Annotated in this window: 17 protein-coding genes; 13 read left to right on the forward strand and 4 right to left on the reverse strand. The window is 62.4% G+C overall.

The genetic code is table 11. The features are described from left to right. Positions 1–50: 50 nt before the first annotated feature. Positions 51–224 carry an entericidin A/B family lipoprotein gene (locus HAHE_RS21795; protein WP_338687185.1) on the reverse strand — a complete coding sequence of 58 codons (174 nt, stop codon included), beginning with the start codon at positions 222–224 and terminating at the stop codon, positions 51–53. A 352-nt stretch (positions 225–576) separates the two neighbouring features. On the opposite strand from HAHE_RS21795, the gene HAHE_RS20700 reads away from it, so the two are divergent. From HAHE_RS20700 to HAHE_RS20710, 3 genes are read left to right on the forward strand one after another with little or no spacing between them, the layout of a single operon-like run. Further along, positions 577–1,953, forward strand: coding sequence for a sigma-54 dependent transcriptional regulator (locus HAHE_RS20700; RefSeq protein ID WP_338687186.1), 1,377 nt, complete (start codon positions 577–579; stop codon positions 1,951–1,953). Between the two features lie 8 nt (positions 1,954–1,961). Further along, entirely contained in the window at positions 1,962–3,782 is a 1,821-nt protein-coding gene (locus HAHE_RS20705) for a HAMP domain-containing sensor histidine kinase (RefSeq protein ID WP_338687187.1), read from the forward strand. Then, positions 3,766–4,386 (forward strand): response regulator, encoded by a 621-nt coding sequence (locus tag HAHE_RS20710; protein ID WP_338687188.1) that lies wholly within the window; start codon positions 3,766–3,768, stop codon positions 4,384–4,386. Before HAHE_RS20705 ends, HAHE_RS20710 begins: the two co-directional genes overlap by 17 nt. 4 nt (positions 4,387–4,390) lie before the next feature. Here HAHE_RS20710 and HAHE_RS20715 read toward each other — a convergent pair whose 3' ends face one another. From HAHE_RS20715 to HAHE_RS20725, 3 genes are all read right to left on the reverse strand, one after another. Continuing rightward, positions 4,391–5,440: a lipid A deacylase LpxR family protein gene (locus HAHE_RS20715; protein ID WP_338687189.1), complete on the reverse strand. Its 1,050-nt coding sequence runs from the start codon at positions 5,438–5,440 to the stop codon at positions 4,391–4,393. A 67-nt stretch (positions 5,441–5,507) separates the two neighbouring features. Then, complete coding sequence (locus tag HAHE_RS20720) at positions 5,508–5,651, reverse strand: hypothetical protein (protein ID WP_338687190.1); 144 nt, start codon at positions 5,649–5,651, stop codon at positions 5,508–5,510. A gap of 12 nt (positions 5,652–5,663) precedes the next feature. Next, the gene (locus HAHE_RS20725; RefSeq protein WP_338687191.1) at positions 5,664–5,834 is read right to left on the reverse strand and encodes a DUF1328 domain-containing protein; all 171 of its coding nucleotides are present in this window, start codon (positions 5,832–5,834) and stop codon (positions 5,664–5,666) included. Between the two features lie 256 nt (positions 5,835–6,090). On the opposite strand from HAHE_RS20725, the gene HAHE_RS20730 reads away from it, so the two are divergent. The 10 genes from HAHE_RS20730 (at position 6,091) to HAHE_RS20775 (ending at position 14,693) form a co-directional block, all read left to right on the forward strand. Continuing rightward, a complete protein-coding gene (locus HAHE_RS20730; protein ID WP_338687192.1) occupies positions 6,091–6,519 on the forward strand; it encodes a hypothetical protein in 429 nt (142 codons plus the stop codon). A gap of 68 nt (positions 6,520–6,587) precedes the next feature. Then, entirely contained in the window at positions 6,588–7,274 is a 687-nt protein-coding gene (locus tag HAHE_RS20735) for a metal ABC transporter ATP-binding protein (RefSeq protein WP_425511004.1), read from the forward strand. After that, positions 7,274–8,125 (forward strand): metal ABC transporter permease, encoded by an 852-nt coding sequence (locus HAHE_RS20740; RefSeq protein WP_338687195.1) that lies wholly within the window; start codon positions 7,274–7,276, stop codon positions 8,123–8,125. The genes HAHE_RS20735 and HAHE_RS20740 overlap by 1 nt, the downstream gene beginning before the upstream one ends. 76 nt (positions 8,126–8,201) lie before the next feature. Then, a complete protein-coding gene (xylA, locus tag HAHE_RS20745; RefSeq protein ID WP_338687196.1) occupies positions 8,202–9,506 on the forward strand; it encodes a xylose isomerase in 1,305 nt (434 codons plus the stop codon). A 28-nt stretch (positions 9,507–9,534) separates the two neighbouring features. Continuing rightward, positions 9,535–9,945 carry a CrcB family protein gene (locus HAHE_RS20750; protein ID WP_338687197.1) on the forward strand — a complete coding sequence of 137 codons (411 nt, stop codon included), beginning with the start codon at positions 9,535–9,537 and terminating at the stop codon, positions 9,943–9,945. Positions 9,946–9,958: 13 nt separating this feature from the next. Continuing rightward, complete coding sequence (locus HAHE_RS20755; RefSeq protein ID WP_338687199.1) at positions 9,959–11,287, forward strand: sulfatase; 1,329 nt, start codon at positions 9,959–9,961, stop codon at positions 11,285–11,287. A gap of 10 nt (positions 11,288–11,297) precedes the next feature. Next, a complete protein-coding gene (locus HAHE_RS20760) occupies positions 11,298–12,188 on the forward strand; it encodes a glucosyl-3-phosphoglycerate synthase (RefSeq protein ID WP_338687201.1) in 891 nt (296 codons plus the stop codon). After that, positions 12,185–12,628, forward strand: coding sequence for a GNAT family N-acetyltransferase (locus HAHE_RS20765; RefSeq protein WP_338687202.1), 444 nt, complete (start codon positions 12,185–12,187; stop codon positions 12,626–12,628). Before HAHE_RS20760 ends, HAHE_RS20765 begins: the two co-directional genes overlap by 4 nt. Then, positions 12,625–14,055 (forward strand): hypothetical protein, encoded by a 1,431-nt coding sequence (locus tag HAHE_RS20770; protein WP_338687204.1) that lies wholly within the window; start codon positions 12,625–12,627, stop codon positions 14,053–14,055. The genes HAHE_RS20765 and HAHE_RS20770 overlap by 4 nt, the downstream gene beginning before the upstream one ends. Then, positions 14,052–14,693 carry an HAD family hydrolase gene (locus HAHE_RS20775; protein WP_338687206.1) on the forward strand — a complete coding sequence of 214 codons (642 nt, stop codon included), beginning with the start codon at positions 14,052–14,054 and terminating at the stop codon, positions 14,691–14,693. Before HAHE_RS20770 ends, HAHE_RS20775 begins: the two co-directional genes overlap by 4 nt. The last annotated feature ends 2 nt before the right edge of the window (positions 14,694–14,695 follow it).

The following is a 14,695-nucleotide window of genomic DNA, read 5'->3' on the forward strand; positions in this document are numbered from 1 at the left end:
CATGCACGAGAACCGGTGCACGTCGCAACGCCAGCGGCGTGCGATCGGGGTCAGTAGGCGGCTTCCTCAATTTCCTCGCCGACCTTCTGGACGTCTTGGCCGACACCGGCCATCGTCGAGCACGAGGTGAGGCAGAAGAGTGCGAAGTAGCCCAGCAGCGCAAGCGCACTGAAACTGAGGATACGATAGACGGAAGGACCAGCGTGTGTGGATTGCGATTTCATAACGCCATCACCTTCGCAATTCGCACGCCAGCACCCGGAAGCCACCACAGCCGCGAGAAACCTCGATAGTCGGTCCGTCGCGCCCGTGGCAGGCCGTTGAAGAACGCACGGTTCCAATGCAGGCTGCACTTTCGCCCAAAGTCGGGAAAAGAGGCCTGGGCAAGGCGGGAATCGGCTGATTTGCGGGCCTCGCGACGCACATCGCATTTTGCAACTACCTGCGGGCGTGTTATTGCAATTCGCAACCCAATTCAAGAAGCGCACAAAAACCAAAGGACCCTTTTCACTCATTTCCAACGGGTTACGACACATCCTCAGCAGGCACGCTTCGTGTTAAGAGTCTATTCCCCATATGGACCTCCTCATCATTGACGATGAAGCGACCATTCGAAAGACGACGACCCTCGCTCTTGAGCAGGGCGGTCACTACGTCGAATCGGTTGCCGACAGCGAATCCGCGATGCTCCGCCTCAAGGAAGAGTCGTTCGATCTCGTGTTTCTCGACCTCCGGCTCGGCGACGAGGACGGCTTGGAAATTCTCACCCAGATCCTGAAGAAGTATCCGCGCCAGCTGGTGACGATCTTCACCGCCCATGCGTCGGTCGAGACCGCCGTCAAGGCGACCCAAGCCGGAGCCTTCGACTACCTTGAGAAACCCTTCACTCCCGACCAACTCCGGGGAATCCTGGCCAAGGCCAAACGGGCCCTCGCGACCGAAGGCGAGGTGGTCAAACTGCAAGAGACCGTCCGTGAGCTTCAGACCGAAGCGTCACAAAACAATCCCCCGCTCGACTTCTCCTCGCAGGACAAACGGACCGCCGCGGAATTCGATACGCTGTTCCGGGCCGCAGCGTCACCGGCATCGGTGCTCATCCTCGGTGAAAGCGGAACGGGCAAGAGCGTGATCGCTCGCGAGGTCCACCACCGAAGCCATCTCCGGGAAAAGCCGTTCGTGACAGTGAGCTGTCCGAGCCTCTCGAGAGAGCTGCTGGAAAGCACGCTGTTCGGTCACGTCAAAGGATCATTCACCGGCGCGGTAAAGGACGTCTGGGGCAAGGTTCATGCGGCGGAAGGCGGCACACTCTTCCTCGACGAGATCGGCGAGCTCCCGATGGAAATTCAGCCGAAGCTCTTGCGTCTGTTGCAGGAGCGCGAATACGAGCGCGTCGGCGAGAACAAGACCCGTCCCGCCAATGTCCGGGTAATCGCCGCGACCAATCGCGACTTGGCGGCACAGGTCGCAGCCGGCGAGTTCCGGGAGGATCTTTACTATCGTCTCAACGTCATCAGCGTGACCGTCCCCGGTCTCCGGCACCGTCCCTCGGACCTGCAACGTTTCGCCGAAAGCTACCTCCTCCACTTCTCGAACCAAATCGGCCGCAAGATCCGCGGGTTCAACGACGAGGCAACCCAGGTTCTGATGCGTCACGCTTGGCCCGGCAATCTCCGTGAACTGCGAAACGCCATCGAGCGTGCGACGATCCTTGCCCGCGGCGAGTATATCGAAGCCACCGACCTGCCGAAGCCCGCGGACACCGAGGCTCTCACGGCGGGCTCGAACGGACAGAAGGGGCCGAGCGTTGGCGGCGAATACCGAATCGAGGAACTGGAGGAGGCGCACATGCGCCGGGTGCTGGAGTGGGCACCAAGCCTCCAGGACGCCGCCGCCATCCTCGGCATCGACAAGGCCACCCTCTACCGCAAGCGCAAGCGCTTCGGACTCACCTGAACCCGACCATGCTCCGCACCCGACTGCTTTTCGGTCTCCTCACCCTCGTCATCCTCCTCTGGGCGGTCGGCGCCGCGGGCTTGCTGATTCTTCGGCACGCCGACGAGAACTTCCAAACCCGTCTCACGCAGGACTACGAAGCCATCGACACCGCCCACAGCTTCCGCGCGGCAAGCTCGATGATCAACAGCACCTACGCCATCACCCTGGCCGACGAACCTCCGGAAGAGCCTCTTGACCAACAGCTCTACGAAGAAACGATGGCCGACTTCGACAAGGCCGTCGCGAAGCTGCGCAAGATCGGCAAAAACAACAGCCGGTGGGGTGAGTCGATCGACCAGCTGGAGGACGCCATCGGCCAGTATCGTGGCGCCTACCGGCAATTGTTCTCTGGCGAGGTTGTCGATCAGGACGAGCGGGCGCAGCTCCTCGTTTCGATCGGCAATCAGACGCAGCGCATTACCGACCTCGCACAAAACCTCGAGTCGCTGGCCGAGGAGCGGCTGTTCGCAGCCACCCATGCACTTTCCGAAGAGTCGGGAAAAAACACGCTCTTCGTCGCTACCCTCGTCATTCTCGGCACGGGCATCGCGACGCTGATCTACTTCCAACTCCTGCGTCACCTGGTCGATCCGGTAGTCGGACTGCGTGATTCCATCGAGGAAGTCTCGATGGGGAATTTCGAACTCACGCTGCCCGCACCCTCGAAGGGCAGCGAGTTCTCTTCGCTCGTCACCGCCTTCAACTCAATGGCTGCCGAGCTGCGGGTGCGCCGCCGGGAAACCGACCAACACCTGCTCCGGAACAACCTGGTCAACCGCGCGCTGCTCTCCGCGATCCCATCTCCCGTCTACGTCCTCGACACGCAGGGCGAAACGGTTCAGCTCAACCCGGCGGCCGAGGACCTCAACGAGTCTCTCGCGCTGGGAAGCCGCCTTCCCAACAAGGTCAGCCGTCTCTTCAAAGACTGCCAGAAGAACGGAGAGAACCTCCTTCCCGAGGACCCTCGGGAGGCACTGCTGTTCCGGATCAAGGAGGAGGAAAGCTACTACCTCCCTCGTATTTTCCGATTCTCCGCGGAGTCCGGCGAATATTCCGGTTGGGCGGTGCTGCTCCACGACGTCACGCGGATCCGCTGGCTCGACGACATGAAGACGAACATGCTCTCGACGGTCAGCCACGAGATCAAGACCCCCCTAACGGGAATCCGCATGGTTCTTCATTTGCTCCTGGAGGAACATTCGGGCAAACTCACCGACATGCAGAAGCAGATGCTCGGTTCGGCAAACGACGACTGCGAGCGCCTGCTTACCACCCTCAACACCCTGCTCGACCTCTCCCGGGCGGAGAGCGGCACGACCCACCTCGACCGCACCTCGATTGACCTCGAGGAGATCGCCCGATCCAGCGCCAACCTCTTTGAGTCCAAGGCCGGTGCCTCGGATATCAAGATCGCGCTCGAGCCATCCGATGACATTCCCCCGGTGTTCGCCGACCCGGTCAGGATCGCCGAGGTCGTGCACAACCTCGTGTCGAACGCGATCAAACACAGCCCGAATGGCGGCACGGTCCACCTTTCGCTCGCCCGTCGCGGCGCCGACTACCTCCGGCTCTCCGTCGCCGACGAGGGTCCCGGAGTACCGGATGACCTGCAGGGACGGATCTTCGAACGCTTCTTCCGGGCACCCGGCCAAAAGTCGGACGGGGTCGGCCTCGGACTGTTCATCTCCCGCGAAATCATGCGGGCTCACGAAGGCCGAATCGGCCTTGCCGAACGAAACGAAAACCAGAACCGAACCGAATTCTTCATCGATGTACCGATTGCCTGACAACCCTCGGGCGGAGGAGCGCAGCGGGAAAAGGATTCTCGTCGTAGATGACGAACCGACGCTGCGGCTCGGCTTCGCTTATGCACTAACCAACGAAAACACGGTCGCCGAAACCGCCGCCAACGGAGCGGAGGCACTCGACCGGCTGCATGAGAAGCAGTACGACGCCGTCGTGCTGGATCTGCGCATGCCCGAAGTCGACGGCCTCTCGGTGATCCAACGCATGCGATCGGAGGGCATCAAAACTCCGGTCGTGCTCTGCAGCGCGTTCATCACCCTCCACTCGGCGCTGATCGCCATCCAGAACCAGGTCGTCGACTTTCTCATGAAGCCGGTGCGCCCGCGGGATCTCCGACAGGCGGTCGCCGCCGTGCTTGGTATGGACGAAAGCCCGCTAGGCGTCGCCTTGGCCGCGGCACGGGAGTCCGGTCTCGACGACGCGATCCGCACTCTGGAAGGACGCGAGCCCACCCCTGGCACCAGCGAACATGCGTGGCTGCGGGTTCTGACGACGCTCCGGGAACATCAGGGCGACCCCGGTGGCGCTGAGTCGGAACTGACCGACCGGCTGCTCGATCTGCTCGCCTTCCGTCCGGGAGACTGAAGCTTCAGAACCGGAGCCTCACGGAGACCGTTCCGAACTCCGCCAACCCCCGCTGTGTCCGGTACTCCTCCGTTCGCCAGGTGTGGGCGTAGCTGAACTCGACCGCGCGGTAGCGGATCCCGAATCCGGCATACGCTTCCACCACGAACGGGCGGCGGTCGATCCCGGTCCGGAAGTCATGGAACAGCGGACCATCGAGGGTCGCATCGTGGGCGACGCCGGACAACTTCGCCCCGAACAGGCCGAAGACCGACCAGTGGCTGTCGTAGTCGAATCCCGATTCGAAATACTGGTGGGAGTAGGCTGTCGGTGACAGCCGCGGATCGGAGAAGTCCGGTGGCAGGTTGTATCCGATCCGGAACATGCCGCCGAGATGGGCGTCCGTGCGGAACGTCCCGAGCCGGGCACCCCATTCACCCACACCGTCAACCCGGATGATACCGTAACCGAAACGTGCCAGATCGAGGCGCCGCTTCTGGATAAAACTCAGATCGAAGGTCAGTTCGGACGGGATCTGGTTGGACCAGCCGTTGAACTTCTGGATGTCCCGGACGTCGTGGATGAAGTCCTGTGTTTCCTCGGCGAAGGCATTGCTGCCCGTCGTTCCGAGGCTGAACTCGACCGAGTTGAGGATCGAGTCGTCCTTCACGTGAAGGGAGAAGCCGAGGCCCAGCCACCCGGCATAGCGACGTTGGAAAGGCGGCTGGGCGTAGGGGTTCGGATTCGCCGGCGTGAACATCAGCTGCGTCAGCGAAACGCCGTAGTTGTACACAACAGCATCCGGATCTTCGAAGCCGGTCACTCCCTGGAACACGCGGAAACTGTCGGGATCCCCGGAAAGGGACCGCAGCCAGCGCTGGACCTGCGGAAGTTCGTTCACCGTCTTACTGCCTGAGATCCATGAAAGCCGGGCCCCGTTCGTGTAGTCCCGATCGCTTCCGCCAAACAGGTCGTTGTCGAGATAGAAGGTCAGATAGCCGGCATCGTCGGCCAACGGGTCCGCTACGGCGGAAGCCGTAGTCATGAGTGCGACGATCGCGGAGAGCGGTTTCATGGTCCCGAAAAGGAAAGAGAAGTGGCCGAAGCCACTTCTCTTTGAGGTCGTGTTGGATGTCGAAGCCTTAATCGAGTTCTTCGGCGACGTCTTCAACCGAGTCGCCAACTTCATCGATCGCCTCTTCGGTCGGGCTCTTGTCTTCACAGGCGGCCAGGAAAAAACTGGCGGCAGCGAGGGGGAACAACAGGATCATCTTGTGTTTCTTCATGTCAGTTTGGGGTTAGGGAGCTTTGCCTTGAACGGCCCGGCTGATTCCGGAGATCACCAGCAGGACGAGGAAGACGAAGAAGAGGATCTTCGCGATTCCCGCAGATGCGCCTGCCAAACCGGTGAATCCGAGCAGGGCGGCGATCAGGGCTAGAATTAAGAATGTGATAGTCCATCGAAGCATTGTGTTTTCCTTTCGTTAGTTCGCTTCTGAAGTCGCAAGCTATATGCCGATCACTCGAACTCGCCTCATTCATCTGGTGATCAGCGAGTTACGAATACACCGGCCAGTTCGGGCGAAGACAATTTTGGTGCAGGGTGCCTCTCTCCTGGCAGGCCGTGTTGCAGAATGCAATTCCATCCGGCACCCGTTCTTGCAAATGTCTTGCGTTAGCAACTTTGGGACATTTCATTTCTGCAGCCACCCGTGGCACCCACTCATGCGAGGATCTCCCCTGCTCCGGACCCTTCTTGTCATCGCCGCTTTGGCCGGTGCGGCCTTGGGAATCCGTGCGCTCTCGAATCCGACGCCAGCTCAACCGCAAGCACCACCCGCGCCAGCGCCTACCACAGAGGACGCCGTTCAGGTCCCCTTCTTTGTCTCCTGCTCCGAAGTGCCCGCGGAAGTCAGCATCGAGGCGGGCGGGGCGGTGGTCTCACTCGAACCCGACTCCGCGGAATCAGGAGGCATGCTCAAACTTTCGGGAGATCACCCAACGATCTTCATCACCATCCGCTGGGCGAAGCCGTCCGATCTACCCCGGTTCGCGAAACTCACGCTCGAGCCAGCCGGCCATCCGACCTTGAGACGCACCTTCGATGCCATCGGCGATATCGAGGACGTTTGGGAACTCCATCTCCACCCTTGAGCCAGATCCACCACGATTGCTGCGAGCACCACGACCACCACCACGAGTTGGAGGTGGCCGACCTGCAGGTGTGTTACCGGAGGACCATGGCCCTCGACGGAATCCGCTTCGCAACCTCGTGCGGCACCCGGGTCGCGCTCGTCGGCCCGAATGGCGCCGGCAAGAGCACGCTGATCAAGGCGATCGCCGGCTTGGTCAAGCGGAGCAGCGGCAGCATCCGCTGGCGTGGCACGGCCGTGCAGAAGTGGTCGCGTGAGTTCGCCTACCTGCCGCAGCGCGAGGAAGTCGATTGGTCCTTTCCCATCACCATCCGCGGTCTCGTCGAAATGGGACGCTACCCGCAGACCGGCTGGTGGGGGCGCTTCCGGAACGAGGACGACGCGGCGGTCGATGCCGCCCTTGAGTCACTCGAACTGGCGGACCTCCAGCACCGACAGATCCGCGAGCTATCCGGCGGACAGCAGCAACGGGCCTTCATCGCGCGGGCGATCGCCCAAGAAGCGCACGTGCTGCTCCTCGACGAACCCTTCACCGGCCTCGACCGTCGGGCATCGGCCCAGCTCGGCGAACTCCTCAACAAACTCGCTCACGAAGGCCGTCTGATCATCGCCTCCCACCACGACCTGCGCAGTGCCCCCGAGCTGTTCGACGAAGCGCTCCTGCTCAACACCCGGCAGATCGCTTTCGGCCCGACCAACGAGGTGCTTAGCGAGTCGAACCTCGACGCTTGTTTCGCCCAACCGGCCGCCTCGTGATGAGCTCCGAAATATTTCAGAGCCCGTTCTTCCAGCGCGCCCTCGCGGCGGCGCTGCTGATCGGTTTTGCAAACGGCTTCTTCAGCGGCTTCGTGGTGCTTCGCAAACATGCGCTGTCGGTCAGCGCGCTATCCCACACGATGCTGCCGGGGATCACGCTCGGGATCGTGGTGGCGGGCGCCCTCACCCAGGTCAGCGCCTTTGTCGGGGCTCTCTTCGCCGCACTTTTCGTCGGTCTGGGATCAATCGCCGTCTCGCGCGGAAAACGGGTCGCGCAAGGAACGGCCTTGGCGGTGATCTACACGACCGCCTTCGCCGCCGGCGTGGCGATCCTGCCGCATCTCGACACCCGCCAAGAGCTTGAGCACTGGCTGTTCGGAGAAATCCTCGCCGTCGGCGATACCGACCTCTGGATCATGTTCAGCATCGGCGCCTTGACCCTGATTGTCGCCAATCTGCTCATGCGCCCGCTCCTGCTGACGCTCTTCGAGGCCAACGTCGCCGCTGCCCAAGGGGTGCCGGTCCGGACCATGCAGTACCTCGTCTTCGCGCTTCTGGCACTTTCCCTCGTCGCTTCCTTGCAAGCCGTCGGCTGCGTTCTCTCCGTCGGCCTGCTTGTGGCCCCGGCCGCCACCATGTCGCTGCTCACCGACCGAACCTCCCTGCTCTTCTGGGGCGGCGGACTGATCGGCGCGGGCGGCGCTGTCGGTGGGGTGATTCTGGCAGCGATCCTCAATTTGAGCCCCGGACCCACCATCGTCATGGTCCTCGGAGGCCTGTTCCTGCTGGCCTGGTTGTTCGGCCCCCGGTACGGCGTATTGGCGGCAAACCGGGTCCGGCGCTCAGGATAGCCCAGTCGCAATCCTACACAATAATTGCCGAAAGTTGGGTAGACGGCAGGCGGCCAGCTTCTGCATGCTGGCGGCGATGGCTTACTTCCCAGACATACCCACCATCCCGTTCGAGGGCCCATCCTCGAAAAACCCTCTCGCCTTCAAGCACTACAACCCGGACGAGCTCATCGAGGGCAAGTCGATGCGCGACCACTTCCGCTTCGGCGCCGCCTACTGGCACGTGATGCGCAACGGCCTCTCCGATCCCTTCGGAGGACCGACCGCGGTCATGCCATGGGACGACTACTCGGACTCGGTCGACAATGCCAAGAAGCGCGCCGACGTGTTCTTCGAGTTCCTCGAGAAGATCGGCATCGACTACTACTGCTTCCACGACCGCGACATCGCGCCCGAACTCGATGACTTCGCCGCCTCGACCAAGGCGCTCGAAGACGTGGTCGACCACCTCGAAGGCCTCCAGCAGTCATCCGGCCGCAAGCTTCTCTGGGGCACCGCCTGCCTGTTCGCCCACCCGCGCTACTCGCAAGGTGCCGGCACCTCGCCGGATGCCCGTGTGTTCGCCTACGGCGCCGCGCAGGTGAAAGCCGCGATGGACGCCACCCACAAGCTCAACGGCGAAGGCTACACCTTCTGGGGTGGCCGCGAGGGATACGCATCGCTTCTGAACACCGACATGAAGCGTGAGCTCGACCACTTGGCCGCGCTTCTTCACATGGCGGTCGATTACAAGAAGAAGATCGGCTTCGAAGGCCAGTTCTACATCGAGCCGAAGCCCCGCGAACCTTCCACCCACCAGTACGACTCCGACTCGGCGGCGTGCCTCAACTTCCTTCGCGAATACGACCTGATCGACCACTTCAAGCTGAACATCGAGACCAACCACGCGACCCTCGCCGGTCACACGATGCAGCACGAGCTGACCGTCGCGATGAGCGCGGGAGCACTTGGCTCGATCGATGCCAACCAGGGTGACACGCTGCTCGGCTGGGACACCGACCAGTTCCCGTCGGACCTCTATGGCACGACGCAGGTCATGCTCAAGGTCCTCGAAATGGGGGGCTTCACCACCGGCGGTCTCAACTTCGACGCCAAGCGCCGTCGCGAGTCGCACGAGCCGATCGATCTGTTCTACGCCCACATCGGCGGCATGGACGCTTTCGCCCGCGGCCTCAAGATCGCCGCGGCGATCCGTGCCGACGGCCGCATCGCTGAAGCGCTCACCAACCGCTACAAGTCATGGGATTCGGGCATCGGTGCGACCATCGAGGGTGGCACCGACCTCGACACCCTCGACCAGTGGGTCCGTCAGAACGGCGAACCGGTGATCAACTCGGGCCGTCAGGAACTGCTCGAGAACATTCTCAACGAGCACTTCTGAGCCGGATCCCCCGGCATTTTGCAATTTGATGTTTCCCGGGGCTGCCGGCACTCTCGCCGGCATGCTTCCGGGACTTCTTGTTTTTGTCGGTGGCGGGCTTGGCGCCCTTTCGCGCTGGGGCCTGTCCGGCGCTGTCCAGGCCCTCGCCGAACGGACGGGCATGCACCGCTTCCCTTGGGGCATCGCGGTCTGCAACCTGCTCGGCTGCCTGGCGATCGGCGCGGTCTTCGGCTGGGCCGCTGGCAGGGTGAAGCCGGAGTGGCTCTTCCCTTTCCTCGTCACAGGATTCCTTGGTGGTTTCACCACCTTCTCCACCTTCGGAAAGGACACCCACCAGCTGCTCGTCGAAGGCTTCAATGGCTTCGCGGTCGGAAACCTCCTGCTCTCGACCATCGGCGGACTCGCCCTCGTCTTCGTCGGCTACCGCCTCGCTTCATAGTTCCCCCCTACCGATGATCCGTCCCACTTTCCTCGCTCTCTTTTTCCTGGCGGCAGGTCTTCCGCTCTCCCTCGTCGCGAAAGACACCGAACGTCCGAACTTCGTGATCATCTTTCTCGATGACGTCGGCTACGGCGACTTCGGGTGCTACGGGAACAAGGACGCCCGCACGCCGAACATCGACCGCCTGGCCAAGCAGGGAACCCGGTTCACATCGTTCTACGCCCAAACGGTTTGCGGCCCGTCACGCGGCGCGCTGATGACCGGCCGCCAGCCGCATCGGATCGGTGGTGGATGGAAGACAAACGCTGACGAAGTCACCATCGCCGAGATCCTTCAGGCCTCCGGCTACCGCACCGGCTGCGTCGGCAAGTGGGACATGTCCCAGCGCCGCTACCAGGAGGACCTCGTCCCCAACGCCCAAGGCTTCGAATCCTACTTCGGTCCGTTGGGCGCGAACGACGGCAACAAGGTCACGCTCCATGAAAACCGCCGGAAGCTCGAGACCACCGACGATATGGCCGGACTTTCACGACTCTACACCGACAAGGCGATCGAGTTTCTCGGCAAGCAGGGCGAAGCGCCGTTCTTTCTCTACCTCGCCCACACGATGATGCACGTTGTCATCGACGCATCCCCGGAGTTTCGCGACCGCACCGGCCACGGGATCTACGCCGACACACTCGAGGAGCTCGACCACGAGATCGGACGCCTCCTCGACGCACTAAAAAAACAAGGCCTCGCCGAGAACACGCTGGTGCTTCTCACCTCCGACAACGGCCCGTGGTCGAATGACGTCGGCCGCCAGCGAAAGAAAAACGGCAAGTTCGTCGAGTGGACGAAGGGCCCGAAGACGCCATGGGGCACATCCGGCCCGCTGCGGGGAGCGAAAGGCTCGACATGGGAAGGCGGCATGCGCGTCCCCGGAATCATCCGCTGGCCCGATAAGGTGGCAGCTGGAAAGGAATCCGACGCGATCTTCTCGACCCTCGATGTGCTTCCGACCTTCGCCCGTCTCGCAGGTGCCGAGTCGCGAATCCCGACTGACCGGGTCATCGACGGGGTCAACCAGGTTCCGTTACTGCTGGGCAAGTCAGAGTCCGACCCGAGAGAGATCCTCTACTACCACGACGACGGCGAACTTCAGGCCGTCCGCAAGGGGCCATGGAAACTCCGCCTGCCCGGACTGAAGAAGCTGAGGAATTGGCCGGAGTTTGACCGCGGAACCCAGCAAGCCGAACTCTACCACCTCGGCCGCGATCTCGGGGAAACGACCAACCTGGCCGACAAGGAACCGGAAGTGGTTCGCGAACTCACCCGCCTCGCCGCCGAGGAGCCATGACCCTGCCGACGTGAAGACCTTCCACCACCACGACTTCGCCGACCCCGCAGCGCTGCTTGCCACCAAGCAGGCCAGCGGAACCTCGATCAGCGTCTGCATCCCCACCCTGAACGAGGAAGGCACCATCGCCCGGATCATCTCCTGCCTGCGCGACTCGCTCGTCGAGAGCGTCCCGCTGATCGACGAACTTGTCGTGATCGACTCGGGTTCCACCGACCGCACCCGCCTGCTCGCCGAAGAGTCTGGCGCCGTGGTCCATCTCGCGAACGACATCCTTCCCTTCCACGGTAAGCGCACCGGCAAGGGCGAGAACCTTTGGAAGGCAGTCTACCAGTGCCGTGGAGACATCATCTGCTACCTCGACGGTGACATCGGCAACATCCACCCGCGCTTCGTGCTCGGCACTGTGGGACCGCTCCTCACCGACCCCCAACTCGACTACGTGAAGGGCTTCTACGAACGCCCGCTGCTCGCCAGCGAGGGTGTCGACCCGCGGGGCGGCGGACGCGTCACCGAGATCCTTGTGAGACCCCTGCTGGCACGCTTCTTTCCCGAACTCGCCAGACTTCACCAACCGCTCGCCGGCGAGTACGCCGCTCGCCGTAGCTTGCTTGAGTCCATTCCGTTCCCCACGGGCTACGGTGTCGAGACGGCACACCTCATCGATGTCCTCGCCCGACGCGGCCCCGATGCAATCGGCCAGACCGACCTCGACGAGAGGATCCACCGCAACCGCTCGCTCGCCGATCTCGGGCGAATGTCGGAGCAGATTCTGGACGCGTTCTTCGCCAGGCTCCCCGGCGCCCAGCCCTCCTCAAACGAGCGGCCGCCGATGGCTTCCCTCGACGAGTATCTCGCGCGCTTTCCCGAGACCCTGCTGACTGCTAGGAAAGGAGCATGAAACCATGGCACATCCGGCCCCTCGAGGAGCGAGACCACCCTGCGGCGGTTGAACTGCTCGCACTTCTGAATCCGGAGATCCCTACCCCAGTGGTCGCCGAACGCTTCGAGCGCATCCTCGACGAGCATCCGCACTACCAGGCTTTCGGTGGCTTCGCCGGTGACGAGATGGTGGCGCTGGCGGGCGCATGGGTGGCCACCAAGGTCTGGTGCGGCCGCTACCTCGAGATCGACAACATCGTGGTCTCCCCCGACCACCGCTCTGGAGGCTATGGAAGCCGGATGATCCAGCACCTCGAAGCTCTCGCAAAAGAGGAACTCTGCGAGATCATCGTTCTCGACAGCTACACTTCGAATCACGCATCCCACCGGCTGTATCACCGGCTCGGATTCGAGATCTTCGGCTTCCACTTCGTCAAGTCGGTGCCCCAGACGCCGTGACCGAACCCGCCCTCGTGATCGTTCACTACCACCTGCGCCCTGGCGGCGTTTGGCAGGTGATCCGGACGACCTCAAAAGCTCTTACCCGGGCAGGCGTGCCCCATCTGATTCTGAGTGGAGAGACGACCGAGTATGGGAATGATCTCCCGATTCGTACTGTCGCAGGCCTCGACTACTCCACCGCCGCGCCCGGGGAGCATTCGACCACAGAACTCGTCGGCCGGTTGCGTTCGGCGGTCGTCGACCACTTTGGCGAAGGACCGGTCGTGTGGCATTTCCACAATCCCTGTCTCGGCAAGAACCCGACGCTCAGTTCGGCGGTCGGCATCATGGCGGCATCAGGTGAGGCGATGATCCTCCAGCATCACGATCTCGCCGAAGACGGCCGGCCTGAAAACCTCAAGGCGTTGGATTCGATGGATGAACTTTATCCCATCACGCCGCGTGTCATCCACGCGTTCATCAACTCACGGGACCTTCGCCGATTCATCAAGGCAGGCCTACCGGCTGAGCAAGGCACCGTCTTGCCCAACCCCCTATCCCCGAACTCGCCCCTCCCCCCCAGCGACTCCGAACACCCGGTCGTCTTTCAACCAGTTCGCGCCATCCGCCGGAAGAACATTGGAGAAACGATCCTGCTCGCGGCGGCGGCACCACAGGGAGCGCGCTTCGCGATCAGCCGTGCTCCGGATCAACCCAGGTGGCAAACCGCCTACCGTGAATGGACCCAGTTTGCGGCCGAGTTCGAACTCCCGCTGGACTTCGATGTTAGCGACCGAATCCCAGCTCCGGGAACGGATTCCCGCACCTTCAATGCGTGGCTTGAGCGCTCAACCCACCTGCTGACCACCTCGATCAGCGAGGGCTTCGGGCTGGCCTTCATCGAAAGCCTTGCCCTCGGGCGCCCGCTGATCGGCCGGAGACTTCCCGAGATCGATACGGATCTGCCCGATCACCCGACGGACCGTCTCTACGAGTCCCTACGCGTGCCATCCGACTGGCTCGATACCGATCTGCTCCATTCTCAAATCCGTGAAGCGCTGAAGCTTGCCGGGCTCCCTTCCGATCCCGACGCGATTCACTCCGCGCTCGGCGGTGACGATGGGGTCGACTTCGGGCGCTTGTCCGAGGACATGCAACGCGCCGTAATTCGCGCCTGGCTCTCCGGGCGTCGCGGGATCACTGCCGTTGACCGGCTCGGTTCGTTGCCGCTCGAAACCTGGCTGTTGCTGAATCTCGAGAATCGAAGCGCTGCCGATCCAAACCACCAACTGGATCGCTACCGCGCCGAATTCCTTGCCGAGTCACTGGCCCAACACGCCACGCGCCTTCTCGCGGAGGCACCAGCACCCATTCGACACCTCGATCGAAGTGCTGTGATCGAGCAGTTCCGCAATCCGGCTGACTTCCGCTTCCTGAAATCATGAAAGCGGTTCTGTTCGACGTGTATCAGACGCTTCTCTCGGGGCGCCGCGTAGAGAGGCCTGACGGTCCGCTCCGGGAAGTGATCACCCGCTTCGGCCTTGAACTCGATCCGGACCAATCGCCAAGCGAACGGCTCAGGGAAGAATTCCGACGGGATCACGCCCGTTCCGAGCATTCCCATCCGGAGGTCGACATCCGCGATTGCTGGCGCCGGATCTTCCCTTCTCTCTCCGACCCGGATGCTTTCGCTCTCGCCGCCGAGCAAGCCGTGCATCCGGTCTTGCCGATGCAGGGAGCCCGGGAGGCGATTCGGAGGCTTCACGACAGGGGCTGTCGTCTTGGAATCGTCTCCAACGCGCAGGCTTACACGACTCCCTTGCTGAAGGAACACCTCGGCCCGGAATGGAGTCTCTTCGAGCCATCGATTTGCGCCTTCTCTTACCGCTTCGGATTCGCCAAGCCGAACCCGGGACTCTTCCGCGCTGCTATCGAACCACTTCTCTCAACCGGCATTCCGCCCGAAGAGATCCTGATGATCGGAGACTCGCCGACCAACGATATCGTTCCCGCGCAGTCGCTGGGCATCAGAACTCATCTGTTCCGCGATTGGTCGGACTTCCGCCGCGATTACGACCTCTGATC

This window comes from Haloferula helveola (assembly GCF_037076345.1).
Taxonomy (GTDB): Bacteria; Verrucomicrobiota; Verrucomicrobiia; order Verrucomicrobiales; family Akkermansiaceae; genus Haloferula; species Haloferula helveola.

Bases quoted from the DNA above. Each gene is read 5' to 3' on its own strand.
- HAHE_RS20775 (WP_338687206.1), top strand. From the start codon at position 14,052: ATGAAAGCGGTTCTGTTCGACGTGTATCAGACGCTTCTCTCGGGGCGC.
- HAHE_RS20740 (WP_338687195.1), top strand. From the start codon at position 7,274: ATGAGCTCCGAAATATTTCAGAGCCCGTTCTTCCAGCGCGCCCTCGCG.
- HAHE_RS20765 (WP_338687202.1), top strand. From the start codon at position 12,185: ATGAAACCATGGCACATCCGGCCCCTCGAGGAGCGAGACCACCCTGCG.
- HAHE_RS20720 (WP_338687190.1), bottom strand. From the start codon at position 5,651: ATGAAGAAACACAAGATGATCCTGTTGTTCCCCCTCGCTGCCGCCAGT.
- HAHE_RS20725 (WP_338687191.1), bottom strand. From the start codon at position 5,834: ATGCTTCGATGGACTATCACATTCTTAATTCTAGCCCTGATCGCCGCC.
- HAHE_RS20715 (WP_338687189.1), bottom strand. From the start codon at position 5,440: ATGAAACCGCTCTCCGCGATCGTCGCACTCATGACTACGGCTTCCGCC.
- HAHE_RS20700 (WP_338687186.1), top strand. From the start codon at position 577: ATGGACCTCCTCATCATTGACGATGAAGCGACCATTCGAAAGACGACG.
- HAHE_RS20755 (WP_338687199.1), top strand. From the start codon at position 9,959: ATGATCCGTCCCACTTTCCTCGCTCTCTTTTTCCTGGCGGCAGGTCTT.
- HAHE_RS20750 (WP_338687197.1), top strand. From the start codon at position 9,535: ATGTTTCCCGGGGCTGCCGGCACTCTCGCCGGCATGCTTCCGGGACTT.
- HAHE_RS20730 (WP_338687192.1), top strand. From the start codon at position 6,091: ATGCGAGGATCTCCCCTGCTCCGGACCCTTCTTGTCATCGCCGCTTTG.
- HAHE_RS20710 (WP_338687188.1), top strand. From the start codon at position 3,766: ATGTACCGATTGCCTGACAACCCTCGGGCGGAGGAGCGCAGCGGGAAA.
- HAHE_RS20705 (WP_338687187.1), top strand. From the start codon at position 1,962: ATGCTCCGCACCCGACTGCTTTTCGGTCTCCTCACCCTCGTCATCCTC.
- HAHE_RS21795 (WP_338687185.1), bottom strand. From the start codon at position 224: ATGAAATCGCAATCCACACACGCTGGTCCTTCCGTCTATCGTATCCTC.
- xylA (WP_338687196.1), top strand. From the start codon at position 8,202: ATGGCTTACTTCCCAGACATACCCACCATCCCGTTCGAGGGCCCATCC.